Source organism: Rossellomorea vietnamensis NBRC 101237, from assembly GCF_001591825.1.
Classification (GTDB): Bacteria; Bacillota; Bacilli; order Bacillales; family Bacillaceae_B; genus Rossellomorea; species Rossellomorea vietnamensis.
On the sequence record NZ_BCVQ01000003.1, the window covers coordinates 132,546 to 159,303 of the forward strand.

General features: G+C 47.5%; 24 protein-coding genes. 5 read left to right on the plus strand and 19 right to left on the minus strand.

Going from position 1 to position 26,758, the window contains the following annotated elements; translation table 11 throughout:
• Positions 1-136 precede the first annotated feature (136 nt).
• From BVI01S_RS02850 to abc-f, 4 genes are all read right to left on the minus strand, one after another.
• Positions 137-1,309, minus strand: a complete 1,173-nt coding sequence (locus tag BVI01S_RS02850; protein ID WP_061809160.1) for a sugar ABC transporter permease — start codon at positions 1,307-1,309, stop codon at positions 137-139.
• Positions 1,310-1,323: 14 nt separating this feature from the next.
• Positions 1,324-2,844, minus strand: a complete 1,521-nt coding sequence (locus BVI01S_RS02855) for an ATP-binding cassette domain-containing protein (RefSeq protein WP_061809161.1) — start codon at positions 2,842-2,844, stop codon at positions 1,324-1,326.
• Positions 2,845-2,920: 76 nt separating this feature from the next.
• Positions 2,921-4,039: a sugar ABC transporter substrate-binding protein gene (locus BVI01S_RS02860; RefSeq protein WP_061809162.1), complete on the minus strand. Its 1,119-nt coding sequence runs from the start codon at positions 4,037-4,039 to the stop codon at positions 2,921-2,923.
• A 160-nt stretch (positions 4,040-4,199) separates the two neighbouring features.
• Positions 4,200-5,828 carry a ribosomal protection-like ABC-F family protein gene (abc-f, locus tag BVI01S_RS02865; RefSeq protein ID WP_061809163.1) on the minus strand — a complete coding sequence of 543 codons (1,629 nt, stop codon included), beginning with the start codon at positions 5,826-5,828 and terminating at the stop codon, positions 4,200-4,202.
• Positions 5,829-6,182: 354 nt separating this feature from the next.
• Here abc-f and BVI01S_RS02870 point away from each other — a divergent pair, with 354 nt between their 5' ends.
• Positions 6,183-6,956: a TerC family protein gene (locus BVI01S_RS02870; protein WP_061809164.1), complete on the plus strand. Its 774-nt coding sequence runs from the start codon at positions 6,183-6,185 to the stop codon at positions 6,954-6,956.
• A 192-nt stretch (positions 6,957-7,148) separates the two neighbouring features.
• Here BVI01S_RS02870 and BVI01S_RS02875 read toward each other — a convergent pair whose 3' ends face one another.
• The 10 genes from BVI01S_RS02875 to BVI01S_RS02920 form a co-directional block, all read right to left on the minus strand.
• Positions 7,149-7,580, minus strand: a complete 432-nt coding sequence (locus tag BVI01S_RS02875; protein WP_034761329.1) for a hypothetical protein — start codon at positions 7,578-7,580, stop codon at positions 7,149-7,151.
• Positions 7,581-7,583: 3 nt separating this feature from the next.
• Positions 7,584-7,778: a helix-turn-helix transcriptional regulator gene (locus BVI01S_RS02880; RefSeq protein WP_061809165.1), complete on the minus strand. Its 195-nt coding sequence runs from the start codon at positions 7,776-7,778 to the stop codon at positions 7,584-7,586.
• Positions 7,779-7,953: 175 nt separating this feature from the next.
• Positions 7,954-9,075, minus strand: a complete 1,122-nt coding sequence (locus BVI01S_RS02885; RefSeq protein WP_034761325.1) for an NADH-dependent flavin oxidoreductase — start codon at positions 9,073-9,075, stop codon at positions 7,954-7,956.
• A 192-nt stretch (positions 9,076-9,267) separates the two neighbouring features.
• Positions 9,268-10,668, minus strand: coding sequence for a 23S rRNA (uracil(1939)-C(5))-methyltransferase RlmD (rlmD, locus tag BVI01S_RS02890; protein WP_061809166.1), 1,401 nt, complete (start codon positions 10,666-10,668; stop codon positions 9,268-9,270).
• Positions 10,669-10,683: 15 nt separating this feature from the next.
• The gene (locus BVI01S_RS02895) at positions 10,684-11,553 is read right to left on the minus strand and encodes a DNA-3-methyladenine glycosylase family protein (RefSeq protein WP_061809167.1); all 870 of its coding nucleotides are present in this window, start codon (positions 11,551-11,553) and stop codon (positions 10,684-10,686) included.
• 119 nt (positions 11,554-11,672) lie between these two features.
• The gene (gene pdaA / locus BVI01S_RS02900; RefSeq protein WP_094075130.1) at positions 11,673-12,449 is read right to left on the minus strand and encodes a delta-lactam-biosynthetic de-N-acetylase; all 777 of its coding nucleotides are present in this window, start codon (positions 12,447-12,449) and stop codon (positions 11,673-11,675) included.
• A gap of 164 nt (positions 12,450-12,613) precedes the next feature.
• The gene (locus tag BVI01S_RS02905) at positions 12,614-13,186 is read right to left on the minus strand and encodes a DUF4825 domain-containing protein (protein ID WP_061809168.1); all 573 of its coding nucleotides are present in this window, start codon (positions 13,184-13,186) and stop codon (positions 12,614-12,616) included.
• Positions 13,187-13,310: 124 nt separating this feature from the next.
• Positions 13,311-14,867 carry a fumarate hydratase gene (locus BVI01S_RS02910; RefSeq protein WP_061809169.1) on the minus strand — a complete coding sequence of 519 codons (1,557 nt, stop codon included), beginning with the start codon at positions 14,865-14,867 and terminating at the stop codon, positions 13,311-13,313.
• Positions 14,868-14,951: 84 nt separating this feature from the next.
• Positions 14,952-15,398 (minus strand): GNAT family N-acetyltransferase, encoded by a 447-nt coding sequence (locus BVI01S_RS02915; RefSeq protein WP_061809170.1) that lies wholly within the window; start codon positions 15,396-15,398, stop codon positions 14,952-14,954.
• A 200-nt stretch (positions 15,399-15,598) separates the two neighbouring features.
• Positions 15,599-15,781 carry an SE1561 family protein gene (locus tag BVI01S_RS02920; RefSeq protein WP_034761313.1) on the minus strand — a complete coding sequence of 61 codons (183 nt, stop codon included), beginning with the start codon at positions 15,779-15,781 and terminating at the stop codon, positions 15,599-15,601.
• Between the two features lie 116 nt (positions 15,782-15,897).
• On the opposite strand from BVI01S_RS02920, the gene yfkAB reads away from it, so the two are divergent.
• Complete coding sequence (yfkAB, locus tag BVI01S_RS02925; RefSeq protein WP_061809171.1) at positions 15,898-17,025, plus strand: radical SAM/CxCxxxxC motif protein YfkAB; 1,128 nt, start codon at positions 15,898-15,900, stop codon at positions 17,023-17,025.
• A gap of 238 nt (positions 17,026-17,263) precedes the next feature.
• On the opposite strand, the gene BVI01S_RS22440 is transcribed toward yfkAB, so the two are convergent.
• The 4 genes from BVI01S_RS22440 to cax form a co-directional block, all read right to left on the minus strand.
• On the minus strand, positions 17,264-17,440 hold the full coding sequence (locus BVI01S_RS22440) for a hypothetical protein (protein ID WP_156477291.1): 177 nt from the start codon (positions 17,438-17,440) through the stop codon (positions 17,264-17,266).
• Positions 17,441-17,545: 105 nt separating this feature from the next.
• The gene (locus tag BVI01S_RS02930) at positions 17,546-18,388 is read right to left on the minus strand and encodes a YfkD famly protein (RefSeq protein WP_061809172.1); all 843 of its coding nucleotides are present in this window, start codon (positions 18,386-18,388) and stop codon (positions 17,546-17,548) included.
• Between the two features lie 232 nt (positions 18,389-18,620).
• Positions 18,621-21,095: a transthyretin-like family protein gene (locus tag BVI01S_RS02935; RefSeq protein ID WP_156477292.1), complete on the minus strand. Its 2,475-nt coding sequence runs from the start codon at positions 21,093-21,095 to the stop codon at positions 18,621-18,623.
• A gap of 125 nt (positions 21,096-21,220) precedes the next feature.
• On the minus strand, positions 21,221-22,279 hold the full coding sequence (gene cax, locus BVI01S_RS02940; protein ID WP_079530810.1) for a calcium/proton exchanger: 1,059 nt from the start codon (positions 22,277-22,279) through the stop codon (positions 21,221-21,223).
• Positions 22,280-22,365: 86 nt separating this feature from the next.
• Between cax and BVI01S_RS02945 the strand changes: the two genes are divergently transcribed.
• Positions 22,366-22,779 carry a pyridoxamine 5'-phosphate oxidase family protein gene (locus BVI01S_RS02945; RefSeq protein WP_034761300.1) on the plus strand — a complete coding sequence of 138 codons (414 nt, stop codon included), beginning with the start codon at positions 22,366-22,368 and terminating at the stop codon, positions 22,777-22,779.
• 148 nt (positions 22,780-22,927) lie between these two features.
• Here BVI01S_RS02945 and BVI01S_RS02950 read toward each other — a convergent pair whose 3' ends face one another.
• Entirely contained in the window at positions 22,928-23,311 is a 384-nt protein-coding gene (locus BVI01S_RS02950) for an OsmC family protein (RefSeq protein ID WP_034761296.1), read from the minus strand.
• A gap of 130 nt (positions 23,312-23,441) precedes the next feature.
• Here BVI01S_RS02950 and BVI01S_RS02955 point away from each other — a divergent pair, with 130 nt between their 5' ends.
• Entirely contained in the window at positions 23,442-24,626 is a 1,185-nt protein-coding gene (locus tag BVI01S_RS02955; RefSeq protein WP_034761292.1) for an MFS transporter, read from the plus strand.
• 212 nt (positions 24,627-24,838) lie between these two features.
• A complete protein-coding gene (locus BVI01S_RS02960) occupies positions 24,839-26,755 on the plus strand; it encodes a heavy metal translocating P-type ATPase (protein WP_034761290.1) in 1,917 nt (638 codons plus the stop codon).
• Positions 26,756-26,758 lie beyond the last annotated feature (3 nt).

Consider the following 26,758-nt stretch of genomic DNA (forward strand, 5'->3'; position numbering starts at 1 on the left):
CAGTTTGAACTATTACTTTTATCATAGCACAGGAAACTTTGGGACGGTTCATGTACTTTTTGAATATTCTCAATCAACAACAGCATTTTTTAAAAAAAGAACAAGGCCGGACTCCTAAGGAATCCGGCTGCTTCGATTATCTTTTCTTGCGGGTCATGACGTCAAAGATGACAGCCCCTGCTAGCACCCCTCCGCGAATCATATATTGATAGGAGATCCCGACGCCAAGGAGGTTCATGCCACTTGTCAATGAAGCCATGACGATGGCCCCGATGATGGCACCCGTCACTTTCCCGACACCGCCTGCAGATGATACCCCTCCCACGTAGGCAGCAGCGATGGCATCCAGTTCAAATAACGTTCCGGCAGTGGTCGTGGCGGATTGAAGACGTGATGTGAACAATATACCGGATAGAGCTGCAAGCATCCCCATTGAACCGAAGACGATATAGGTGATTTTCTTTACATTGATCCCGCTGAGATGGGCCGCTTCGGGATTGCTTCCCACGGCATAAATATGGCGGCCAAGGACCGTTTTGGAGGTCAGGAAGTGATAGACGACCACAACGATCAGAATGATGATGACCGTCCAGGAAAATCCGTGATATCCCGCAAGAATCCATGTCACATATCCGATGATGGCTGAAACGAAGACGAGCTTCAAGGCGAAAATCGGTGAAGAGATGACTTCAAACTCGTATTTGATCTTATTTCGTCTTGTCGAGATTTCACTATAAATATAGAGGATGATCCCGACGAGCCCCACAAGAAGGGATAGAAGATGAAGTCCGCCCACTTCCATCAGGGATGGGATAAACCCGTTTCCAATGGCATTAAAATGGTCGTCCTGAATGATGATGGTCCCTGTCTTCTCCGTCACCTGCAAAAGCGCTCCGCGGAAAATCAGCATTCCGGCTAACGTCGCCACGAAAGATGGAATTCCGATCTGCGCCACAAGAAGACCGTTGAATAGCCCGACGATGGCTCCGATGATGAGGATGATCGGAATTGTCAGCCATGTGGAAAGACCCGCTTGTGTCAGCAGGATGGCTGCAATGGCACCAAGGAATCCCGCCGCATACCCGACAGACAGATCGATATGCCGGATGACGATGACAAGGGTCATCCCGACAGCAAGCACGGCGATATAACCTGCAGAATCCAATAGATTACTAATGTTCCTTGACGTCATGAATAACCCGTCCGTCATAAACGTAAATGTAAGTATGATAGCGAATAGTGCAATATACATGCCGTAATCACGGATGTTGTCGCGAATCAGCATTCTAGTTTCTTGAAAGATATTCATATGTGTTTACCCCCTTATTGCGTTGCAAGTTCCATTATTTTTTCCTGACTGGCGTCGTCCACTTGTAGTTCCCCTTTGATCTCACCCTGGGCCATGACGTATACACGGTCACTCATCCCGAGTACTTCCCCGAGCTCGGAGGAAATCATGATGATGCTGAGTCCCTGCTCGATCAGCTCGTTCATCACCGTATAGATTTCGAACTTCGCCCCGACATCGATTCCCCTGGTCGGTTCATCCAGAATGAGAAGCTTCGGTCCAACGAAGAGCCATTTCCCGATGGATACTTTCTGCTGATTCCCCCCGCTCAAGTTCCCGACGAGCTGTTCAAGGGAAGATGCCTTGATATGAAGAGAAGAATGATAGCGTTCAGCCACCTTGATTTCTTCATTATCATTGATCACCCCTTTGGAGGAGATTCCGCCTAAATTGGCAGCCGATATATTACTTTTAATATCCTGCAAAAGGAAAAGCCCGTCATCTTTACGATCCTCTGTTACATAAGCGATTCCTGCCTTGATGGCATCCTTCGTATGTTTGAGTGTGGTAAGGTTATCATTCCATATAAGGTTTCCTTCAAGCTTGTATGATTTCGCATTGCCGAATATGCTCAAGGCAAGCTCTGTTCGACCAGATCCCATGAGGCCCGCAATCCCTACGATTTCCCCTTTTTTCACATGAAGGTCCACATTCTTGATCACCTGTCTGCCAAGCTGCGGGTCATAGGCAGACCAATTTTGAAGTTCCAAAATGGGGTCACCATGGGATTTATTCGGTCGTTTCGGGTAGATATCTTCAATGGAACGGCCCACCATATTCTTGATGATGATCCCTTCCGATACTTCTTCCTTTGATGCATCCAGGGTGCAAATGGTTTTACCATCCCTGAGAACGGTCGCCTTATCGGCGATGTGAATGACTTCCTTTAACTTGTGGGAAATCATGATACATGTGATGCCTTGTTTTTTCAGATCCTTCAGTAATTCCAGCAGATTCTCACTGTCGTCTTCATTCAATGCTGCTGTCGGTTCATCCAAAATCAATAATTTCACGTCTTTGCTCAAAGCCTTCGCTATCTCGACCAGCTGGCGTTTCCCTACGCTGAGGTCCCTCACAAGAGTATCGGGATTCACATCCAGCTTCACTTTATTCAGAAGCTTCTGCGCCTCCACGATGGTCCGGTTCCAATCAATGAAACCACCGAGCTTTACTTCATTCCCTGCAAAAATATTTTCATAAACGGTCAGATCCGGAAAGAGAGCCAGCTCCTGATAGATGATGGCAATCCCTGTGTTGACACTGTCACTGATTTTGTTAAATTGCTGAACGGCTCCATCGAACACGATGTCCCCCGTATACGTCCCATACGGATACACCCCGCTCAGCACTTTCATTAGCGTGGATTTCCCAGCACCGTTTTCACCTATCAAGCAATGAATCTCCCCTTCTTCCACCTTGAAATTCACATCACTCAGTGCTTTGACACCCGTAAATTCCTTGGAGATATCATTCATTTCTAACAAATACTTCTTCATCACACTTAACCCCCTTTAACAAAAGCAATGACAATACAGGATGGCGGCGGCTTTCCGGCCACCATCCCGCTTATGGCTATTCCTTTAATCCTGTAAATTCGTCCGCTTTGTAATATCCTGAATCGATCAGTTCTTCCTTCACATTGTCTTGATCAACCACGATGACTTCCGTTTGCTTCGCTTCAACATCTTTCTTACCATTATCATAAGAACCCGTCGTTTCAGGTGTTTTTCCATCCAGTACGTCAACGGCAATGCCCATGGCATCCGTTACAAGCGTACGTACGTCTTTGAAGACTATCATGGACTGTTTACCATCAATCACATATTGAACAGACGCTTTTTCTGCATCCTGACCTGTGACAACGTAGCTGGTTACTGCTTTGTCAGAAGCAAATACATCCGCGATGGAACGTGCTGTACCATCATTCGGTGCAAGGACGGCCACATTCCCCTTCATATCCGCGCCTGCTGCTGTCAGATGTGTTTGTGCTTTGTTCTTCGCTTCGTTCGGATCCCAGTTCGTTGTCACCTGGCCAAGGATTTTACTCATTTCGTCACGGCTTAACTCAGCTGTATCCTTAAGTGACTCTGCTTCACTTGAATTCGCGATTTTAAATGTTCCATCTGCAATCTTCGGCTGAAGGACTTTCCAAGCGCCTTCAAAGAACAGGAACGCATTGTTATCGGAAGCTGCACCGGCATACAAGTAAAGTGGTACATCCTTGCCCTCAGCGTGATCGATCAGGTATTGTCCCTGGGCTTCCCCAACGGCTACGCTGTCGAATGTCACATAATAATCAACCGCATCTGTATTCGTAATCAGACGATCATATGAAATGACCGTAATGCCTTCCTTCTTCGCTGACTCAACGGCAGCCGCTGCTGCAGCCCCATCCTGCGGCGTGATGATCAGTACGTCGATCCCTTTATTGATCAGAGTTTCTACATTTTCTTTCTCCTTGGCAGAAGAGCCTTGGCTGAACAGAATTTCCGTGGTATACTCGGAATCCTTCAACGCATCTTTAAAGCGCTTTTCATCCTGCACCCATCTCGGTTCGTCTTTTGTCGGCAGGACGATTCCTACACTGACACCCTTCTTGCCACCCGTACTGCTACTGTTACATGCTGCAAGCATACCCATGAATAGAATGAGAACCATTAACATTGAAACAACTTTTACCGTTTTCCTCATTTCTTACTCCCCCTTTGTTATCAAGCTCAAGGTTAATTATATTGAGAATTCTGAGTGTTTGTAATCGCTTTCACTAGCACTCTTTTGGTATTGTCTGGACTTTTTTGGTATAGGTGATAAAAAAAGGGACGTTCCATGTTGATTCGGAACGTCCCTTTTATCACTTCAATTCATTCATCTGTCTACTCAATTCGATAAACTTCCTGTCGAGTTCTGCATATCCCTCATCTCCCGGTACCATAAAACTGAGACGCCCCAGCACTTCCTGCCTCTCCGTCTCGAGTTTCATCCGCTGTTCTTCTTTGTCATCACGTTCAGATGCCGGCTCATCCAGCTCCTTCTTTATGGTCCCGTTTTCGATCACCAGCTTGATGTCCGTCGTTTTCTCAAGGAAATATCGGTCATGGGTGACGATGATCAGAGTTCCATTGTACTGGGAAAGGGTTTCCTCCAGCTGTTCACGTGAAGCGAGATCCAAGTGGTTCGTCGGTTCATCCAGTATTAAGGCATCCTTTTCCTCCAGGATATATTTCATCAGCTTAATCTTCACCCGTTCTCCCATGCTCATATTTCGGATCGGTTCCTTCCAATGAGACGTCTGGAATCCAAGATGCTTCATCAACGTCTGGACTTTCCCTCTTTCCGCAAAGGTTTCTTTATGAAAAAGCTCTCCCGGTGTCTCGTCGAGGGGCAGATCGAACACTTCCTGGGTCAGGTAGCCGATCGTGGCAGACGGCGACACCCAAACATCCCCTTCTGCCGCTTCCGCTCCAAGGATGATCTTCAGCAATGTCGTTTTCCCGCTTCCGTTCGGTCCTGTGACCGCAATTTTTTCCCCATGCTGGATGGTAAAATGGACGTTCTTGAATAAGGTCCGTCCCTCAAAGGATTTTTTCAGATTCCTCACTTCAAGGAACCGTTTCCCTGTTTTGTGTGTGGATTGGATGCTGAAGCGGACGTTATGTTCTTCTTCGACCTCTGTCACCTTTGCTTTCTCTAGTTCCTTCTCCAGGCGTTTTTGCTTGGATTTGACCTGGGTGTCCATGCGTTTTGCTTTGACGCGGTAATGTTCTTTGTACCCTTCCTGTTTCGTGGACTCGGCGTGGGCTTTTTTCGACCAGGAGGTGAGTTCCTTCATCTGGCTCTCGATCCGCTCCACCATTTTCTGCTGCTTTTCATATTCCCGCTGCTGCGTCAGCCTCCGCTGCTTCCGCGCATCCATATAACTGGAATAATTCCCATTATGCTCAATGAGCTTCTTTCCTTCGATGGACCAGATCTTCGTCACAGCCTCATCCAGGAAATAGCGGTCATGGGAAACGAGAAGGATGGTCCCTTTGTAGTCCCTGATCTGTGTGGTCAGGAATTTCTGGCTTTCTTGATCAAGATGATTCGTCGGCTCATCCAATAACAGGAGGTCAGCCTTTTGAGAGAACCCGTTGGCGAGTCTCGCCTTCAGCTTCTCTCCCCCGCTCAACTGCTGAAATTCATGCGTCGGCACCTGCCATTTCTCCCGCAGCTTACTTTCAGAAGGGGTCAGTCCTTCCGAAGAATGGGTCTCCGTTTCCTGCTCCACCATGGTGATGGTTGCATCCCGAAGCCATTGAATCTGCCCCTCCGTTGGGGTCCGTTCACCTGCGATCAGTTGCAGCAGCGTCGACTTTCCGGCACCGTTATGTCCGATGATCCCGATGACCTCCCCTTCCTGCACGCCGGCATTCACCCCTTCAAAAATCTTCCCGTCCATCACTTCATAGCTTATATTCAATAGTTTCATCAATTCTCTCATACCATCTTCCCCTCTCTTCAAAAAAGGGAGAACAAAAAAATCCTCCCAATGGTTCTGGAAGGATTAGCACTGCGCACAAAGAAAGCTATGGATGATCAATAGCTAAAAACATGTATAAAAATGGGCAGACTAATCCTATTTAGGTTAATTTGAAATATGGAATTTCAAACGTCTCGAAAATAAGATTAGTTCTTCATCGTCCACCCATCACTCCTGTCATAATTAGTAAATTTACTATAACACGAAAACCTCCTATCGTGCAAAACCATTTTAGATTCGTATTAGATGGAAAATAAGTGGTAAGATAAGCTAAAGAGTACTTTTAGGCTAGCATTTTTGATGGGAGCGATACACTTGGAATCAATTTGGTTAGAATATGGATGGACTTTATTAATCTTAATCGGCCTCGAGGGCTTATTGTCAGCAGATAACGCCCTCGTGCTCGCAGTCATCGCGAAGCATTTACCAGAAGATGAAAAGAAACGAGCGATAAAATACGGGATTTTCCTGGCGTTTGCCTTCAGGTTTGTGGCCCTTTTTGCCATTTCATTCATCGCAAATGTCTGGCAGATCCAGGCGATCGGTGCAGCTTACCTGCTGTATCTGGGGCTCAAACATGTCATCAAAGCGAAGTTCGGGAAAGATAATGAGAAGAATCAGGAAGAAACGGAAGAAGAAGCTGCCGGCAAAGGATTCTGGCCGACGGTTGGAAAAATCGCCCTGGCAGACCTTGCTTTTGCCATTGATTCCATCCTTGCCGCTGTCGCCCTTGCACTTGGCCTGCCTGACTCTCCCCTTGGAGATTTCGGCGGCATGGACGGCGGACAATTCATTGTGGTCGTTCTTGGCGGAATTGCAGGATTGATCCTCATCAAATATGCAGCCACCTGGTTCGTTCAGCTTCTGGAAAAGCGCCCTGCTCTGGAAACGACAGCTTATGCCATTGTTGCCTGGGTCGGAGTGAAGCTTGCCGTCATCACCCTAGCCCATGAGGATATCGGGGTGCTCGATCATGATTTTCCGCATAGTACCGTATGGACCCTGATATTCTACGGAGTACTGGTGGGGATTGCCTTGTTGGGCTGGTTTGCTCCCGGTAATAAGGGTTCTGAGCAAAATGTGGGATAAAAAAGCAATGTAAGAAAAAATGGCGTGGTCATATGACCACGCCATTTTTTGAAGATTTATTTCTTTTTTCTTCTTATAATAATGACTACGGTTAATACAATAATGAGTAAAAACATACCCTTTGCCATTTTTACTTCCACCTTTCTTCATGAATTACTTCCACATGACCATAAGGAATACCAACTGATTCACTTACATTTCTTTCGTGATACGTCGAAACATCAATGGAGCGAACAAGGATAAAAGCAGGGTCCCCAGCGAGATCCACCAGCCGGTCGCTTTGAAGATATCCTCTGGAATGATAAATGTGTATCCCAAATACGATAAAAACAAAACACCTTGAAGTAACTTCAGGGCTTTCGAATCGGCTTCATTTTTCTCTGCTACCAATCGTTCATCCGTCTCGGACACCATCACATTAGGATCCTTTTTTATTTTCAATAGTTTTAGGAAAGAAGCCAGGGCTGCGCTAGAAGAAATGAGGGAAAGAGCTAAGAGGGATTTGTTGGCGAATGGAATATCCGATATTTCGAAAATAAACCACGTAACTAAAAGGGCCAGGCTGACAAGCAACGATACAAGAATGGTCCATTTTACTTCTTTCACAATTTTTCCAGCATTCATTCTTCATTCCTCCCAGAATAAATCATTTAACGTCTTATTCAGTGCTTTGCTAATGTCAATACATAGTTTTAGACTAGGGTTGTATTTACCTGATTCGATTAAATTAATGGTTTGCCTGGTCACTCCGACAATCCTTGCCAATTGTTCTTGAGATACATCAGATTCAACGCGGGCTATCTTCATCCGTTTGTTTTTCAAGGAAATTCATCTCCTTCCATATATATACTATTAAACAGATTACAAAATGTCAATTATAATTGACATTTTGTAATCTGTTTGTGCGGATTTTATTAAGCTACCATCCATTCAACAAAAAAAAAGAAAATGACGTGTCAGATGGCACGCCATTTTCTTTCAATGCCTGATCGAAATCTTATACTCCAGGGAACCAGCCAGGAGTGTTCACAATCGCATTCCATAACGGATCAGGAACGACCAATTCTTCCTGCTTTCCTTTGTCGATCTCCGTCACGATTTCATTTTCTTTTCCTTCTTTGATTTTCTTCAGCCAATCAGGATCGATGATGAGTTCGCGGCCGAGAGCCAGTAACGGCACACCTGAACCTAATGCTTTATGGGCATCGTCTGCAGAGTAGATAGAACCTACCCCGATCAATGGCGCGCGGTCACCGATCGTTTCCAATAGATAGTCCATTCTTGATTTCTCGAGATCCTCCACGCCTTTTCTTGGCTTCGAGAAGAAATCGAACAGGGATACATGAAGGTAATCAAGACCCTTGTCAGAAAGGGCATCCACAAGGGTAAGGGTATCCCCCATCGTGAATCCATTGTCTTCCGGCTCTTCTGGTGAGAAACGGTATCCAACGAGGAAGGATGGATCCGCATGCTCCGCGACCACACTCTTCACTTTATCCACAATGGCAAGTGGGAACGTCATGCGTTTTTCAAGGCTGCCGCCAAAACGGTCCTGTCTCTGATTGGTCATCGGTGAAAAGAACTGATGGATCAGGTACCCGTTAGCTCCGTGAATCTCGACGCCATCATAGCCTGCTTCAATCGCGCGGCGGGTAGTCTCACCGAAAGCTTCGATGATATTCTCGATTTCAGCTTCCGATAAGCCTCTCGCTTTCTTCTCTCCATTTTCACCCATTACGTCACTGGCACTAACAACATCCCCATCAGGAACCAGGTCAGGTGGGCATTGTACACCCCCGTGGAATATCTGGAGGACCGCTTTAGCGCCTTGATCCTTGATTCCTTTCGCCAATCGTTCCAGGCTTGGAATCATTTCATCGGAATCCCCGCCAAACTCACCGGGGAACCCCTTTCCATCAGGCGTTACATATGTGCAGGCCGTAATCACCATGCTGACATCTTGAGAACGTCTTTCATAATAGGCAACTTCCGCATCCGTGACATTGCCCTTCTCATCCGATGAAAAGTTCGTCATCGGTGCCATGATGATCCGGTTTTTTAATTCGACTCCGTTTTTAAATGTATAGGGTGTTAATAACTCTTTATATTTGTTGTTCATGATTTTGCCTCCTTGTGGTTGTTCAAAGGAAATCTTAATAGATGTTTAACTATTTGAACAGTCATCTGCTTGAAGGATGTGCCGGTATGATCAAAAATGGGCATCCCTCGATGATGGAGGGATGCCCTAGTATTTGCTTTAAAGTGTGATCGTAACCAGTAAAATAGAGAGTGTTTACAGTGAATCCACTTATTACTTAAGAACCAGCTTCGCGACAACCTCCACATGCGCTGTCTGCGGGAACATATCCACCGGCTGCAAATAGTCCACCCGGTACTGCTTCTTCAAATAGTCGATATCCTTCGCAAGCGTCGACGGGTTGCACGATACATACACGAATGTCTTTGGCTTCACTTCTTTCAGCGTATCGAGAAGCTTGTTGTCGCAGCCCGTCCTCGGCGGATCCACCACGACGACATCGGGACGCCAGCCTTCGTTTTTCCATTTTGGCATGAGGGTTTCAGCACCGCCGACAAAGTATTCGGCATGCTCGACTCCGAATTTCTTCGCGTTCTTCTTCGCGTCATCGATTCCTTCCTTGATGACGTCCATTCCCCGGATTTCTTTCGCTCCACCTGCTAGCCACAATCCAATCGTCCCGACTCCACAGTAGGCATCGACGACTCTTTCTTCACCAGTAAGGGCTGCCGCTTTCTTCGCTTCGTTATACAGCTTGCTCGTCTGGATCGGATTCAGCTGGAAGAAGGCACGTGCGGACAATTCATAGGTGAACTCTTCCAGGCGTTCTTCGATGCTTTCTTTTCCAGAAAGATGGATCGTTTCGTCCCCGAAGACGAGGGCCGTTTTCTGCGGATTGATGTTTTGGGCAATGGAAACGACTTCAGGAAGACGTTTCTGGATTTCCGAAATCAGCAATTCCTTGCGGGGGATTTTTTTCTCGGACGTCACAAGGACGACCTGCACTTCCCCTGTTTCAAATCCGACACGCGTTACGATCGTTTTTAGGATCGGCTTTTTCTTTTTATCATCAAAAACAGGGATGTTGAAGTCGTTGATGATACGTTTGATTTCGTTTGTCACTTTGTTCGTGAGCCGGTGCTGCACGATGCACTCATCGATGTCGATCAGCTTGTTGGAATTCATGCTGTACAAGCCTGCAATGGCCTTGCCGTTTTGCGTCCCGACCTGGAACTGGCTTTTGTTCCGGTAATGCCACGGGTTATCCATGCCGATCGTCGGACGGATGTCCATGTCTTCAAGCTTAAGCTTCGTGTGGCGCTCAAGGGATTGAAGAAGGATGTCGCGTTTGGCATCTAGCTGTCCTTCGTAAGACAGATGCTGAAGCTGGCAGCCTCCGCATAGCTCATAGACCGGGCATGGTGCTTTCACACGCTGTGGTGACTTTTTCCGGATCTTCTTGATACGGGCTTCGGTGAATTTCGGGTGGACCTTCGTCACTTCTACGACCACTTCTTCCCCTGCAAGGGCTCCCGGTACGAAGACGATCTTACGCTTGAAGAAACCGACTCCTTCCCCGTTGATACCGATTTTCTTTATGGTCAGAGGAAACTGTTGTTTCAGCTCGATTTTCACATCATTATGTTGTGGCTTTTTTGCGTATTGCTTTTTCATTGGTTCACGTCCGTTCTATTCGATACTTCTCCATAAATAGAGTGATGCATAGCTTAAATAAGGGTGCCAGGCCGCACTGAATTCATCCAGCTCGTCCATAGTCGGCTTCTGTTCCATTTGGAATAATTGTTTGATGGCGTTTTGGATGCCGATGTCCGCTTTCGGGAAAAGGTTCGGCCTTCCGAGCCCGAATAAGAGGAAGCTCTGTGCCGTCCATGGTCCGATGCCGCGGATTTTTGTGAGCTCCTTGATGACCTCTTCGTCTGTTTGTTTCGCCAGTTGATTCAGGTCGAGTTCGCCGGTTGACACCTTCTGTCCAATGCCGATCACATACTCCGCTTTCCGCTGACTGAATTGGAGCTCCCTGAGTTCTTCCACTGTGAGGACCGCTACTTTCTCAGGTGACGGGTAGAACCAGACTCCATCCTTTTCCCAACCGTACGTGGTGACGAATCGATGGGTCAGGGTAAAGGCGAACTTCAGATTCAGCTGCTGATGGATGATGCTTTTCACGATGGTTGCGAAGGGATCGAACTCAAGGACGAGCGGTGTTCCGACATGCTCCTCAAAGATCGGCTTCAGGTCGGTTTCCAGAAAATGCGCGTGCATGTCGTGGAGACCGGTTTGCCATTGGAAAATGTCTGAGATGCGGTTTTGTTTCGCTTCCAGATTTTCTTCATTTTCAAACGTGATCATGAATTCGGGCTCATCTGTTGTTCCCGTTGCCTGAATCTCGATCACCTCACCATTTTCTCCGCCTAGATAATACGGGACTTTCACGCTTCGATTCTCCTGATCCACGGCATTCAACGGATCTAAAGCCAGCCTGTCCAGCACCCGGTCAAAATCATACGGACCTTCTACCTTAACACTCCTGCCTGCCATTGTCCTCACCCTTCCGCACAAAACTTGTATGTGTATTATAGCATAAACAGAAGAGGGACGGACCTTCATTCCTAGGACCAAGTCCTAGGAATGAAGGTCCGTCCCTCTTATTCAGCTTCTTATTTCATCATCGGATGCTCATCGAGGCTTTTGAATGTGTAGCCCCGTTTTTTGAGGTCTTGGATGGCTTTTTCGAGTGCGTCTGCGTTGTCTTTGGAGACGGAATGCAGAAGGATGATGGCACCTGGGTGCGCCTGGGCCATGATGTTGTCATAGGAGTATTTCCATCCTCTTTGCTGGTCGGTCTTCCAATCGATGAAGGCAAGTGACCAGAAGACGTGTGTGTAGCCTTCTTCTTTGGCGATTTGGAGCGTACGTTCCGAGAAGACGCCCCTTGGCGGACGCAGATATTTCATTTCTTTCTGGCCGGTCAATTCTTTCGTTTTCACTTTCACCTTCTCGAGCTCTTCCCTGATCTTTTGATCGGAGCTTGCCGTGAAGTCCGGGTGATGCCACGAATGGTTCCCGATGATATGCCCCTCTTTCGCCATGCGCTTCACGAGGTCTTCTGCACTGAGCAGATAGTGACCTGTCACGAAGAAGGTGGCAGGGACTTTCTCCCGCTTTAGTACATTGAGGATCTTTTCTGTATAGCCGTTTTCGTATCCATTGTCGAAAGTGACATAAAGCACCTTTTTATCCGGTGAGCCTTTATAGAAGGCATCGTATTTATCGAGGAGCTGGTCATAGGCAGCGCCTGCTTCCGGCTGTTCTTCATTTTGACTCTTTTTGAAACCCCAGCCGATCGGATTATTGGATACTGCATAAGCCTCGGCGGGTATGAGCAATACTAAGATTGCCGCTATGATCAACACTTTTAGTGATTTTCGCAACATTGAACCCTTCTTTCCCTTGCATTTCCCTTAGTTTTTGAGAACGGGAAGGATTCATGTGTACTAATAGTATCCAGAAATGGGTGTTCATGTGGTGATTTTGGTTTGCAACCGACATACAGGTTGTTCGCGTTGCCATTCCTTTTCCAAACCCAAGGTCCGTCCCTCTACTCAAAAAAAGTCTGATACTTCGTTGCCATTTCGGTCAGTTTGCCTTCGTGTTCTTCGATGAAGGTGGAGACGGTTTTATTGTCCCAGATGTCGTCGTTTTTCGGGAAGTCGCTGAATTCTTTGGATAATCCTGCGACCATTTTATCCCTGGAGACCGACACCATGGATTCATCGACGGTGAAGTGATACTCCTTTGCATTCGGTACAAGAAGCGTCAGATAAATGGCGTTGTAGTAAAAGTTCTTCCGGTTGACGTTGCTGCCGTCGAACCAGAATTCATTCACATCGCTTTCAGATAGCTTCCCTTCTTTTTCATAGCCGTATGTCACCTTCACCATTTCACCGGAAAGATCGATTTCTTTGATGGTTTCCCCACCGGGCAGCTCTTGCAGGATCGCCTGCACTTTCGAGTTATCTCCTACATAGGTTCCGCTATTTTCTTTTAACATATCCACATTCACATCCTCAATGGACGTGATATCCGCTTCTTTTTCAGGATTGGCCGCACATCCTGTTAAGAAAATCATCAAGGTAAGAATCAACATGCCAAATAATTTATTAAAAATCATACTCGCCCTCCAACTCCTGTTTGTATGACATACGAATGAACACTCGTGAAAGTTTCATCCTGATTTTAACATAAATAACCAATAAAAAACCACCCCGCAGCACGTACGGGATGGTACCAATTTCTTATTTAAACACCTTTTCCTTGAACTGAGCCAGCTTCTCTAAAGAAGATTTGTCGACTTCCGCGTGCAGACTGTTTCCGTGTGAATCCATTGTCACAACGGCCGTGAAGCCTTCTACATTCAAGTGCCACATCGCTTCCGGGATACCGAACTGCATCAGATCGACGCCGTCTACCCCTTTGATGCAGTCTGCGTAGTACTGAGCCGCTCCACCGATGGCATTCAAGTACACTCCGCCATGATCCTTCAGGGCGGCAAGGGTTTTCGGACCCATTCCGCCTTTACCGATGACGGCACGGATACCGAAGCGCTTCATGATATCGCCTTGATAAGGCTCCTCACGGATGGACGTTGTCGGTCCGGCTGCTTTCACGTGCCAGTTCCCTTCATCATCCTTCAGCATGACCGGTCCACAGTGATAAATGATCTGTCCGTCAAGATCAACCGGTGCATCGTTTTCGCTCAGATGCTTGTGGATCGCGTCACGGCCTGTGTACATGCGACCGTTGATGTGAACGACGTCTCCCACTTTCAGCTCACGGATTTTCTCTTCCGTGATCGGAGCTTCAAGAACGACTACATTTGGCTGTTCCCCTGAACTTGCCGCTGCCGTTTCAAGCTCGGCCGCTGATCCTTCTGTCAGATCGATCTTGTCACCTTCCTGATAGAACCACTCATCGACTCCACCAGTTGCCGGATCAAGTTTCACACCCAGACGACGGAACGCCCAGCAGTTATACGCAACGGATACAAAGAAGCTTGCCGGAATCCGGTTCATGACGCCCACTTTACAACCAAGAAGAGTCGTTTCCCCGCCGAATCCCATCGTGCCGATTCCAAGCTCGTTGGCATGGTCCATCACATACTCTTCCAGCTTACGAAGATCTTCATGCGGATTCACGTCATCGACGGAACGGAATAATTGTTCTTTGGCCAGATCATAACCGGAAGAACGGTCCCCACCGATTCCGACACCGATGAAACCGGCACTGCAGCCTTGTCCCTGCGCCTGATACACCGAATGCATCACACATTTACGGATCCCGTCAAGGTCACGTCCTGCACGGCCCAGACCTTCAAGCTCACACGGAAGGCTGTACTGGATGTTTTTATTTTCACAACCGCCGCCCTTTAAGATCAGGCGCGCATCGATATAATCCTTTTCCCACTGTTCGAACTTGATGACAGGCGTCCCAAGACCGAGATTGTCCCCTGAATTCGCACCCGTCAAGGAATCTACAGAGTTTGGACGGAGCTTTCCGTCCTTTGTCGCTTGTACCATGGCCGCATAGATCGCTTCCTTGATCTGGAGCTGATTCACGCCGACCGGTGTTTTTATTTTAAAAGTAGGAAGACCTGTATCCTGACAAATCGGGGATACATTGTCATCCGCCATCTTTACGTTATTTGAAATCGTGTCCAGGCTCATCGCTGCACGCGTGCCTGCGTTCTCACGGGCTTTTGCCGAGCGGATCGCACGGCGCACATCCTTTGGCAGGTTCGTGGACGTTTCCACAATCAGATCGTACATACTTTGCTGTAATGTCTCTTTATTCATCGTTCTCCCCCTCTAAAGATCTCAATAACAGTCGTAATTTTCATACATCATTATACTCCTATAAGAATAAGATTGAAAGGGATTTCACAATGGAATTTCCTTCTCGAAATAACAAGAAATCTCGTCTTCTTCCATATAGATGAACCCATTGTTTTGATAAAATTGGATGGCATCCGCCCACTGTTTATTTGTTTCGAGGACGAGTCGTTGGGCACCGAGGGAGTGTGCTTTTCCTTCCAGATGTCGAAGCATGATGCGGCCCAGTCCACGTTTTCTGTATGGGGACAGCACAGACATCCGGACAATCTGATAGGTGTTCTCTGATTCTTTCCGGATCGCGCCGGTACAGATGATGTTTTCATTCTCTTTTCCTACAAAAAAATGATGCTGCGTGCCGTCATACTCTGTGGAAATATCATGAATATCGGGGTTCAGCGAGTGATCGATGAATCCGAACCGTTCAAGGAATCCAGAGAGGATCACGTTTTTTGCCTGCTCGCTTTGGTGTACTTGGATGGGTGTGATGATCATGGGGTGTCGCTCCTTTAATAGATGGTTTTGTATTAAAGTTTGACGTTTCCGCGGGGAATTCCTGCTTGTGGATTCGGAGGGCGTGTGATGGATGGGGAAATGGACGGTTCTACAAGACATGACAAATTTCCCGATCAGCACCAGCAATCGCTATCCCCAAGGTCCGTCCCTCAAAAAAATAAGAGCCCCATCCAGGACTCCTACTCGCTTTTCTTAAATTGTTCGCATTTCACTTCTATGTCATCGATCATGGCGATCAGGCGATCGATATCGTCAATGTCCGCTTGTTCCGGGTCGATTGAATCCAGCACGTCGACGAACAGGTTCAGGCGTTGTTTCAGATAGCTTACTTGTGAGTCTTTATCATTGATAGCTTTACCCAAGAGTTCTCTCTCCTTTCAATACGTTTACTATGGTAACCAATAACTTTGCGATTGACAAGGGCTGGCCCTTTCTCAATAATGGATAGATGACCGAATCATAAAGGAGCTTTTACAAAATGAAAATTGACACTCTCTCCAAGAAAATGTCCATTGACCATGATCCTTGGGAGGCTTATTTAGATGTGGATGAGCATGGTGATATTACGCTTTCCAATATCGAATTCACGACCACGACCCTCTGCAATATGAGATGCGAGCACTGCGCCGTCGGATATACATTGTCACCGAAGGACCCAAGTGCCCTGCCCATTGAACTGATCCTGCAGAAACTCGACGATATCAAAACGCTCCGTTCCCTTAGTATTACCGGTGGGGAGCCGATGATGTCCAAAAAATCCGTAGAACATTATGTACTTCCCTTACTCAAGTATGCACATTCCAGGGGCGTACATACCCAAATCAACTCGAATCTGACCCTGGATCTCGACCGCTATTTGATGATCGCCCCGTACCTCGATGTCCTGCACATCTCCCATAACTGGGGAACGATCGATGAATTCATCGATGTAGGATTTGCCAATATGGAACGGAAGCCAACGAGGGAGCAGCGCCGGAAGTTGTTTGACCGCATGATCGAAAACAGCCGTGCCCTTTCAGAACGCGGGGTCCTTGTCTCCGCAGAAACCATGCTAAATAAAAACACCCTGCCGTACCTCGAAAAGATCCATCGCCAGGTTGTCGATGAAATGAAATGCGGACGTCACGAAATTCATCCGATGTATCCTTCCGACTTTGCATCAAGCCTTGAGACTCTATCTTTGGAAGAAACACGTGAAGCGATCCGGGATATCCTTAGGTTCCGTGATGAGAATGTGTGGATGCTATTCGGCACTCTGCCATTTTATCCATGCAGCTCTTCACAGGAAGATTTGGATTTCCTGAAGGAGCTGTACTCGGCGAAAAAAGTGAGCGTGAGGAATGACCCCGACGGCCGTTCCCGTCTAAACGTTAACATCTTTACGGGAGACGTCATCGTCACCGACTTTGGTGACACTCCGCCACTCGGGAATATCACCAAAGATACACTGCCTGATATTTTCGAAAAGTGGAAAGGTCAGCCTCTCGCAAAAGAACTGAACTGTCACTGTCCCATGGCCCGCTGCCTCGGACCGAATGTACTCGTGAAGTCGATGTACTATAAAGATGTAGACTTTTCGAAGCGTGAAGCGAAGATTTCCCGATAAACTGAAGGTGAAAGCTCAAATCTGTGATGGATTTGGGCTTTTTTTGATGAGTTCAGTAATAGGAGCGTAGAGTTCTTTATTCACACTTAGACATTCCAAATAGTGAAGAACTGCCGAAGGTCCGTCCCTCCATTCCACACCAAAATCCTTATACCACGCCATTTCCCCATCCAAAACCAAGGTCCGTCCCTCCAATCTGCAAAAAAAAAACACCACGGATGTACATCCGGAGTGTTTTTTATCCTATGGGTTTGCGGTCACTGTTTGTGGTGGTGATTTTTTCGAGTGCCGGGTCCATGACGTTGTATTTTTGTTTCTTGATTTCTGCGTAGATTCTCGCTCTTCTGGCGCCGAACCATACGCGAAGTGTGATGAATGCCACCAGCAGTCCGCCGAATAGTAATAGATACTCCATGTGATCCCTCCTTTAATTCAGAATATTCTAATTATTATAACATATGACCAGAAATAATAAAAGAGTGAAATTAGGATTTACCCGATTTCACTCTTTCTTAAACCTTTATCTTGGAGATTCGCTTGCCATGAATCCGAAGTGGACATGATCCTGAACCGGAATCCAGGCCCCCACTCCTTGTGAGGTAACGTTTTTGACGATGATGGAGCGCTTGGTTCCTTTCATGACGAGGTACACTTCCCCATATGTCACTTTTCCCTTTTCATTGATAGCTGGTGCATATGCATATAGATAGCCAAGTCGTTTAGGGGAGATGTTGTACACTTGATCTTTTTTGGTGCCTGCCCCCACGATGGTCTGGAAGGCGAGTGGCAGCTTGGATTTATCCATGGCTTTGATGAGCATCATTTTCTCCACATCATCTGCATGGGGAACCTTTGCCGTGAGTCCACCCTTTACGACCTTCTGAGCTTCCTGAACGTAATGAATTTGATAGTTGGATTTTCCTCCGCGGTTATCAAAGTAATTCGTGTTGACCTTTTGGTACTCCCAGTTCGGGGAGGTCTCGGTTGATGCATAGTTCAGCGGCCATTCCCCAAGATATATGGTGGCACGAAGTCCGATCGTCGGTGCTTTATTGACCGTTGACTCGTTCAGCATGCGGATCAGGTTCGGATTTTCGATTCTCACATTGGAGGTTTCGATCAGCTCCTGACTCCATTCGCTCGGTTGAAGATACGGCTGATCCTGTGTGGAGTTCGGATACGTATTTTCCTTGGCGATATTCAATACTGAGTTCGGGACCTTTATAGAAGTATCCTCGACTGACTGTGGAGTTTTCTCCGTTTTTGGTTTACTTTCTTTTTTGGAATTATTTGCAGCGTGAATCCCTGTAGTTGCAACGAAAAATGCGAGTATGACCATAAGAGCAGTGCGCATTAGTTTCATGTATTTGACTCCTTTCAAGCATATAAGGGTTTGCCGTTAGTTTTTCCTAGAAGGTGAAGCTTATCCAAAAAACTTCATTAGAAAGAATATTTACAAAATTCGCATTTTATTTTATACTATCTTTATTGAAGCGGGAACGTCCGAGCTTCTCCTACAAAGCAAATCGGCGTTTCCGATCATTCCTGCATTCCCTAAAAAAAGCCATGGAATCTCCTAAGATTCCATGGCTTTTTTAATCGTCATCCTTATTTTTAGAAGAACATGCCAGAATCGTGCAACCCGGATGGGAAACGATCCTCTTCCCCTTCCAAAAGATGAAGGCCCGGATCGTGATGCACTCGGTCATACCGTGTATTGGGATGATGTCTGCTGAGTAATTCCCTTCTTCATTGGGGATCGCAGGATTCGGTTTGATGGTATGTTTCAAATGTTCTTCCAATACTTCGAAGTATACCTCGATTTGTTTCATCTTTTCACACTGAACTTTCCCTGTGAGACAGCCTCCCTTGCAGCTTACAATCACCGGAACTTTCAGGGACACACTCGGCTTCACGTGTTCCTTGGATTCAACTGAAATGCTTTCCGGTTCTGCAGGAATACTGTCAGCTTCTGCTTTTGAAGTCACTGTGAAGTCATTTGAACAGCTTGAGTCATCCGCTCTTTTTTCAGGAAGGTGCGGGTGCAATTCACCTTCACCGTCTTCCCGGGCACTGCTGTCACACTCTCCATCCCCTCTACCTTCATCACAGCAGTCGATTGGTTCCATTTCATCCACATCGTCCTCAGGATGGGGACATGTGCAATGAATCTTGATCGTTTTCTTCTCAACGATTATTTCCTTCCCCTCGATCAAAGCAGTTGCCTGAATCATCACTTCTTTGGATACATGTGAATCCGGGGTAAGCACCGCTTCATATTCCCCTTTTGCATTCGTTTTGATCTTATCAGGCGTAATGGTTGCAACTCTCGGGGTGACGTTCAGCTTAATCTCCACATTGGCGACCGGCCTTCCATTGCAGGTGAATTTCCCGGTAACCGCTGCTCCTTCACATTCCACACACTCAGGTACACATAAGGTCAGCTTAGGCTTCTCGCATATGAGGCACCCTGCATAGACGAACACCATTTCCGATACCGCTTTTCCACCTACCACAGCCGTCGCCGTGAATGGGACCTCCCGGAATGGGGTATTCGGGGGAACAAAGGCAAGGGTTGAAAATTCCCCGTTCTCATCAGTAGTGACAACCTGTGGCTTAAAGGTTAGCACTGGACTTGAAAGCGAGACCTCTTTATTCGCCAGGGGAAATCCTTCACAGGATAGACAGCCTGAAATGATCCCCTTACAATTCAGCTTTTTATTTTCTTTGATATGAATCTTTGGATGCTTGCATCGACAATCGATGGTGACCTCCCGGGACGCGACGATCTGCTCCCCTTCCACGGTGGCAGACGCTTTGATGATGATCGTTTCATGGACTCCGAGTCGTGGGCAGAGCTCCGTGACATATCTGCCTTCTTCATCCGTAAACGCCGGATTCGGATTGATCTCCACTGCATCGGGCTCCGAGGCCTTGACCGTAAACGAAATCCTGGCATGCTTAACAGGCGCTCCGTCGCATGTCAGCCTTCCCGTCAATTTCGTCCCTTCGCACGTGACGGTCTCACACGGTACTTCAAGGGTCAACTTAGGCTTGCGGCACTTTTTGCATCCTGCTATGACGGTATCCGTGGCGCTGATGGACTTCCCATCGATCACGGCTGTCGCTGTATAGGAAGCGGTATGAAACGGTGTCCCTTTCTTCACGGTGACAATGGATGAAAATCTTCCGTTTTCATCCGTGACGGGATTCGGTGTCTGGAACATCAGAATGGATGATCCTGATAATGTGACCGGTACATTCGCCTGTGGGACACCATCACATGTGACTTTCCCTGAAATGGTTGAGCGGCAGTCCATTTTCTTCAAATTGTTCAGCTTGATGACGGGATTTTTACACTTCACACATCGCACAGCCACTTCCCTCGTTTTCGAAACGACCTTTAATCCCCCGATTTTCGTCACAGCCGTGATGCGGATCGTTTCATCCACATCGGGAAAAGGGACCAGTGTCGCCGTGTATCTCCCGTCACTCTGTGTAATCGCGGGATTCGGGGTGATGACAACGCGGATCGAGGCGGATTCGATGATAAATGATATGGCTGCACTCCCTATTGCCTGACCGTCGCAAACAAGTCTGCCTCTGATCTGTGTACCCTTGCATCCAACCGGACAAGGAACCGGCTCGAGTGTAAGCACTGGGTTTTTACAAAGGATGCAATCCACCCTGACAAAAATCGTATCACTGATGGTCTTTCCGATCACGACCGCCGTTGCTGTGATCGTGACATTCGGTGTAATCGGAGTCCCGAGTGGCACGGTCACCCTCGTGGAAAACCGGCCCGTACTGTCCGTGACAGGTGTGGGATCCTCAAAGACGAGACCCGTAAACGAGGATTTAAGCGTAACCGTCACACCCTGAAGGGGCTGATAATCGCACAGGACCCTTCCACTGATGATGCCTTCGCAGCTGATGATGCCGATATCATCCAATTGGATCGTTGGATTCGTGCATCCTTCAAAAGGAAAAATCCCTGGACATCCCCTCGGAGGTAAATCGATTTTACAATCAATGACTTTACCGTTCATCGGTTTTTTCTTTTTTCTCACGCTACTCATTCCTTTGCACAAAAACTCTCCTGTTATCTTATTCAAGAATGAGTAGGCGGTTCTCACGGAATTGATTTTCCACCGAAAAGACCCGGCAGACATCCTGCCGGGTCTTATCTTGACACCTATAATAAATAAAATCCGATTCCCATGATGAAGTAAGCGGCAAGAAGGGTTAATCCTTCAAACCAATTCGTTTCCCCATCATTTGAGATGATCACTGTAAGGAGGACCGCGGCCACCATGGCCACAAGTTCCGGCAATGTAAACACAAGTGACATGCTTTTTTCAAAAAATAATGAAACCAGCACGAGCACAGGTGCTACGAACATGGCGACCTGCAGGGTGGAACCGACGGCGATTTCAACGGCAACATCCATCTTGTTTTTATACGCCATGATCACCGCTGAAGCGTGTTCCGCCGCATTTCCTACGATGGCGACGATGATGACCCCGATGAAGAGCTCGCTCCAGCCGAACGCTTCCCCCACTTCTTCAAACGTATGGACAAGTCGTTCCGATACATAGGCGACGGCAAGAGTCGAGAGAAAGAGGATGAGTAACGCTTTCCCCTTGCTCCATTCCGGTTCCTCATCATGACCGTGAGCCGCTTCGCTGTTTTCACTCTGATATACACCGCGGTGTGTCACGAGTTTGAAGAACAGGGCGAATAGATAGAGGAGGATCAAAATGATCGATATACCGATGGAGAGGCTCATTGTCCTCCCTTCATTCATATCCATGGAGAACACTTCAGGAATCACAAAGGCCACGATGATGGCGAACATGAGGAGCCCTGAGTTATGGCGCGCATCGAACACATTGAACTTTTGACGTTTGAACTTCACACCTCCAACAAAGAAGGACAATCCTGCCACCAGGAGAAGATTCCCGAGGACGGACCCGGTCAGGGAAGCCAATACGACCCCGATCAAACCGGCCTTCAGCGCAAAAATGGATATGATCAGTTCCACGGCGTTCCCGAATGTGGCATTCAGGAGTCCGCCGATACGGGGGCCCGACACAACCGCCAGGCTTTCCGTCGCCCTACCCATAAACGCAGCTAGGGCAATGATCGTGACGCAATAAATGACGAACATAATGACACTCGGCCAATGAAGCAGGGAACCGATCACCGAAATCGGGACCCCTGCAAATACAAGCAGCGTAAATACTTTATTCACGTTACGATCCATCCTTTATAATAAATTTGATTAAAACAGGCCTGTTTAGACACATTATAGATAGAACCCAATTAGGAGGGATATCCATGGCACAAACCTTAAAAGATAAAATAACAGAGCTGTTTTCCCATCATAAAATCGGCACTCTTGCCACCATCCGTGACAACAAACCGTACTCACGGTTTATGATGTTCGATCACGACGATCTTACTCTGTATACGGCAACCAACGAACATGCCCATAAGGCGGAAGACATTGCACAGAATCCTCATGTGCACATCCTCCTCGGCTATGACCGCGATTCCGATCATGAACATTATGTAGAAATCGAAGCTGAGGCGTCCGTCGAAGACTCACCGGACCTGAAAGCGAAATTCTGGAAAGAGGAGCTCAAACACTGGATCGCAAGCCCCGATGATCCCGAATACCTGCTCCTCAAACTCACTCCCAAAACCATCCTCTACTACTCAAAACCCGGCAGCGAGCCCCAGGAGCTGTAGGGATTTCTTGAGGGACGGACCTTAAGATGGTCAGACGCATGCACGCGTTCTTTCCATTTCGAGGTCCGTCCCTCTTCTCTTTACGCACTTCACTTTTAGGGACCTCAACCAAAACAAAAACGTTCTGAGGTCCGTCCCTCACCATTCTTTATCCCACCAACTCGAACGTTTCTTCAATCTTGATGCTGTCCTGGACCGATTGCACCATGGAACAGTTCTTGCGTGTGAGCTTCATGGCTTTCTCGATTTTGGCTTCATCAAGGTCCGTCCCTCGGATCGTAAAGTGGAGGGAAATGGCTTCGACGCGGTTGGCTTCGTCTTCGTTGCGGGTGACGTCGGCTTTGATGTGGATGTCATCAAATTGTATACGCATTTTTTCCAGTACTTTGCGTAGTACGCCACCGCTGCATACGGCAACGGATGACACTAATAATTGAAATGGTCGGAAACCATACTCTTCGTTACCCGATACCTCCAGCTTCCCAAACCCTAAATCACTGTAAAATCCGCCTTCTTGCATGTTATATTCCATTTCTTCATCATTCCTTCCCTAATATGCTAGTAGTTGTTTTGATTTTACTCTATTCCCACCGTATTGCCAAACATTGAAATTGAGGGTACCATCAAAGAAGATATTTACTACGATTGGGAGTTTTGACAAAATGAATCAAACATTAGCTTTCCGTTTCAAGGTGTTGGTCGGGATCGTCGCCATTTCCGGTTTCTCACAGGGAATGCTCCTTCCCCTCATCGCCATCATTTTCGAACAGGATGGACTGTCCTCTTCCCTGAACGGGTTGAACGCAACGGCCCTCTATATCGGAATCCTGCTCGCCTCTCCATTAATGGAAAGACCACTGCAGAAAGTCGGCTATAAACCGATGATCATCATCGGTGGGATCATCGTCGCCGTCTCGCTCTTACTATTCCCGGTCTGGAAGTCCTTCTGGTTCTGGTTCGCCCTTCGCCTTCTCATCGGGATCGGCGACCACATGCTCCACTTCGCGACCCAGACGTGGATCACGTCGTTTTCACCGAAAGAACGCAGGGGACGGAACATCTCCATTTACGGGGTATCCTTTGGGATCGGATTCGCCGTCGGCCCGGTGATGACGCAGCTCATCACGATCCATCAAGCCTTACCGTTCATCATTTCTTCCTTATTGAGCCTGACAGTATGGATGTTCGTGTTTCGCTTGCAAAATGAATTTCCCGAACAGCAGAACATCGGCAGCGCCTCTTTCCTCGGATCATTCCACCGTTTCGGAAAGGTCCTTCAATATGCCTGGGTCGCCTTGCTGCCGCCTCTCGGGTATGGCTTCCTGGAAGCTTCATTAAATGGGAACTTCCCTGTTTTCGCCCTGAGAAACGGCCTTTCCATTGAAGCCGTCGCCATCCTACTCCCTGCGTTTGCAGTGGGAAGCATCATCTCACAGGTGCCCCTTGGTATCCTGAGCGACAAATACGGTAGACAGAATGTCCTCCTCATCGTCATGATGATCGGCTTCCTCTGTTTCTCAGCTGCCGGGATCGTTTCTGAGTCCACGGTCGGACTGTTCATTTGCTTCACACTTGCCGGCATGGCCGTCGGTTCCACGTTTTCCCTCGGCATCAGCTACATGACGGACCTCCTGCCAAAGGAATTACTTCCTGCCGGAAACATCATGTGCGGGATCTTCTTCAGCTTCGGCAGCATGATCGGTCCTTTCATCGGCGGGATCACCATCGACTGGTTCAAAGGATCAAGCTTCTTCTATTTGATTGCCTGCATGATGCTGATGATTTTTGTGAGTCTCCTTGTCTTTTCCATGCAAAATAGGCGTGGAGAAATAACCCAGAATAACTAGCACAAAATCCTTCCCATCCTCATATACATGTGGTAGGATTAGATTATAATCATTACAAATTACAAACTTCATATAGTTTCAGCTAAGAGCACGTGCCGTTTTGCTGTCACCTTTCATTGGTGGCAGCTTTCGTCGTTTTATAGGGGTAATGACGTTGATTATTATTCTCAATGAGAAACCCCCATTTTCATTTACTAAAAGGAGGAATACCTATGAGCTCACAATCCAAAGCACTATCCATGGGGTCACCGAAAGATACCATGCACTTCCTTGAAAAAATAAAGCCTCATGCCGAACTAATCGCGGCCCTTATCAGCGGTGTGTTCATATTACTCGGATGGCTGACATCTCATAATGACTCAAGCATGAGCATCATCTTCTACCTCCTTGCCTTTGCCATCGGCGGTTTTGCGAAAGCGAAAGAAGGAATTGAAGAAACCATCGAAAACAAAGAACTGAATGTTGAGATGCTGATGATTTTTGCCGCTGTCGGATCTGCCATCATCGGGTACTGGACGGAAGGGGCGATCCTGATCTTCATCTTCGCCGTCAGCGGAGCCCTTGAAACCTATACGATGAACAAAAGTCAGAAGGAAATCTCCGCCCTCATGCAGCTTCAACCGGAAGAAGCATGGCTTGTCACAGGTTCAGGCGAAAAGAAAGTCCATGTTTCAAGCCTCGAAATCGGTGATCACATCCTGATCAAACCGGGTGAACGGGTACCGACGGACGGTGTGGTCGTAAAAGGAACAACATCCATCGATGAAGCAGCGATTTCCGGTGAAGCCGTCCCTGTCACAAAAGGTCAAAGAGATGAAGTGTTCGCGGGAACGGTCAACATCAACGGTGCCATCACGGTGGAAATGACCAAACCGAGCAGCGAAACCCTTTTCCAAAAAATCATCGACCTGGTTCAATCGGCCCAAAGCGAAAAATCCCCTTCACAGCAGTTCATCGAACGCTTCGAAGGGACCTATGTAAAAATCGTCCTCGCCGTCGTGTTCCTGATGATGTTTCTCCCTCACTTCATCCTCGGATGGAGCTGGACGGAAACATTCTACCGTGCCATGGTCCTCCTGGTGGTCGCATCCCCGTGTGCCCTGGTCGCAGCCATCATGCCGGCCAGTCTTTCGGCCATCTCAAACGGTGCCCGCCACGGGATCCTTTTCAAAGGCGGCGCCCACTTGGAGAATTTGAGTAATATCAAAGCGATTGCCTTTGATAAAACAGGAACGTTGACGAAAGGAAAACCCGTAGTGACGGATATCCTGATTGCAGATACGATGAATGAACGTGACGTAATAAGCGCAGTTGCTTCCATAGAGAATCAGTCGAACCATCCACTCGCACAGGCCATCGTCGGTCACGCAACCCGCGAGTTCGACGTACAACTATTCCAGCCAGATTCCCTGGAGGATGTATCCGGATGGGGAGTCAAAGCCCTTGTGGACGGGTCCGAATGGAAAATCGGGAAAGCCGACTTTGTGAATAAACGTTTGGCAGAAACGTTTATGAATGGAGCATACGGAAGAATCGCCTCTGAAGGAAAGACGACCGTTTTTGTGGCAAAAGAAAATGAAATCGTCGCACTGATCGCCCTGAAGGACGTCGTCCGGAATGAAACCATCGAAGCACTGAAGCTTCTGGAAAAAGAAGGCGTCCAGACGATCATGCTGACTGGCGACAATGAAAAAACGGCCCGTGCCATCGCAGAAGAAGCGGGCGTCGCTTCCTTCATTGCCGAATGCCTGCCGGAAACGAAAGTTGAAGAATTGAAAACGTTGAAGGATCAATTCGGAACGGTCGGTATGGTCGGAGACGGCATCAATGACGCACCGGCCCTCGCAACGGCCAACGTCGGAATCGCCATGGGAGAAGGAACCGACGTCGCCTTGGAGACAGCCGATGTCGTCTTGATGAAAAACGATCTGACACGTATCGCTGAAGCCATCAAACTATCGAAAAAGATGAAGCGCATCGTCCAGCAAAACGTCGTTTTCTCCATTGCGGTCATCATGCTGTTGATTGCCTCCAACTTCCTGCAGATCCTCGACCTCCCTTATGGAGTCATCGGACATGAAGGAAGTACGATATTGGTTATTTTAAATGGATTACGGTTACTGAAATAATGA

What these genes read in the sequence shown, in the direction of transcription:
- BVI01S_RS02875 (WP_034761329.1), bottom strand. Translation starts at nt 7,580, where the DNA reads ATGAATGCTGGAAAAATTGTGAAAGAAGTAAAATGGACCATTCTTGTA.
- BVI01S_RS02905 (WP_061809168.1), bottom strand. Translation starts at nt 13,186, where the DNA reads ATGATTTTTAATAAATTATTTGGCATGTTGATTCTTACCTTGATGATT.
- BVI01S_RS02895 (WP_061809167.1), bottom strand. Translation starts at nt 11,553, where the DNA reads ATGGCAGGCAGGAGTGTTAAGGTAGAAGGTCCGTATGATTTTGACCGG.
- BVI01S_RS02945 (WP_034761300.1), top strand. Translation starts at nt 22,366, where the DNA reads ATGGCACAAACCTTAAAAGATAAAATAACAGAGCTGTTTTCCCATCAT.
- BVI01S_RS02850 (WP_061809160.1), bottom strand. Translation starts at nt 1,309, where the DNA reads ATGAATATCTTTCAAGAAACTAGAATGCTGATTCGCGACAACATCCGT.
- yfkAB (WP_061809171.1), top strand. Translation starts at nt 15,898, where the DNA reads ATGAAAATTGACACTCTCTCCAAGAAAATGTCCATTGACCATGATCCT.
- abc-f (WP_061809163.1), bottom strand. Translation starts at nt 5,828, where the DNA reads ATGAGAGAATTGATGAAACTATTGAATATAAGCTATGAAGTGATGGAC.
- BVI01S_RS02915 (WP_061809170.1), bottom strand. Translation starts at nt 15,398, where the DNA reads ATGATCATCACACCCATCCAAGTACACCAAAGCGAGCAGGCAAAAAAC.
- BVI01S_RS02955 (WP_034761292.1), top strand. Translation starts at nt 23,442, where the DNA reads ATGAATCAAACATTAGCTTTCCGTTTCAAGGTGTTGGTCGGGATCGTC.
- BVI01S_RS02950 (WP_034761296.1), bottom strand. Translation starts at nt 23,311, where the DNA reads ATGGAATATAACATGCAAGAAGGCGGATTTTACAGTGATTTAGGGTTT.
- rlmD (WP_061809166.1), bottom strand. Translation starts at nt 10,668, where the DNA reads ATGAAAAAGCAATACGCAAAAAAGCCACAACATAATGATGTGAAAATC.
- BVI01S_RS02930 (WP_061809172.1), bottom strand. Translation starts at nt 18,388, where the DNA reads ATGAAACTAATGCGCACTGCTCTTATGGTCATACTCGCATTTTTCGTT.
- BVI01S_RS02860 (WP_061809162.1), bottom strand. Translation starts at nt 4,039, where the DNA reads ATGAGGAAAACGGTAAAAGTTGTTTCAATGTTAATGGTTCTCATTCTA.
- BVI01S_RS02885 (WP_034761325.1), bottom strand. Translation starts at nt 9,075, where the DNA reads ATGAACAACAAATATAAAGAGTTATTAACACCCTATACATTTAAAAAC.
- BVI01S_RS02855 (WP_061809161.1), bottom strand. Translation starts at nt 2,844, where the DNA reads ATGAAGAAGTATTTGTTAGAAATGAATGATATCTCCAAGGAATTTACG.
- pdaA (WP_094075130.1), bottom strand. Translation starts at nt 12,449, where the DNA reads ATGTTGCGAAAATCACTAAAAGTGTTGATCATAGCGGCAATCTTAGTA.
- BVI01S_RS02960 (WP_034761290.1), top strand. Translation starts at nt 24,839, where the DNA reads ATGAGCTCACAATCCAAAGCACTATCCATGGGGTCACCGAAAGATACC.
- BVI01S_RS22440 (WP_156477291.1), bottom strand. Translation starts at nt 17,440, where the DNA reads ATGGAGTATCTATTACTATTCGGCGGACTGCTGGTGGCATTCATCACA.
- BVI01S_RS02910 (WP_061809169.1), bottom strand. Translation starts at nt 14,867, where the DNA reads ATGAATAAAGAGACATTACAGCAAAGTATGTACGATCTGATTGTGGAA.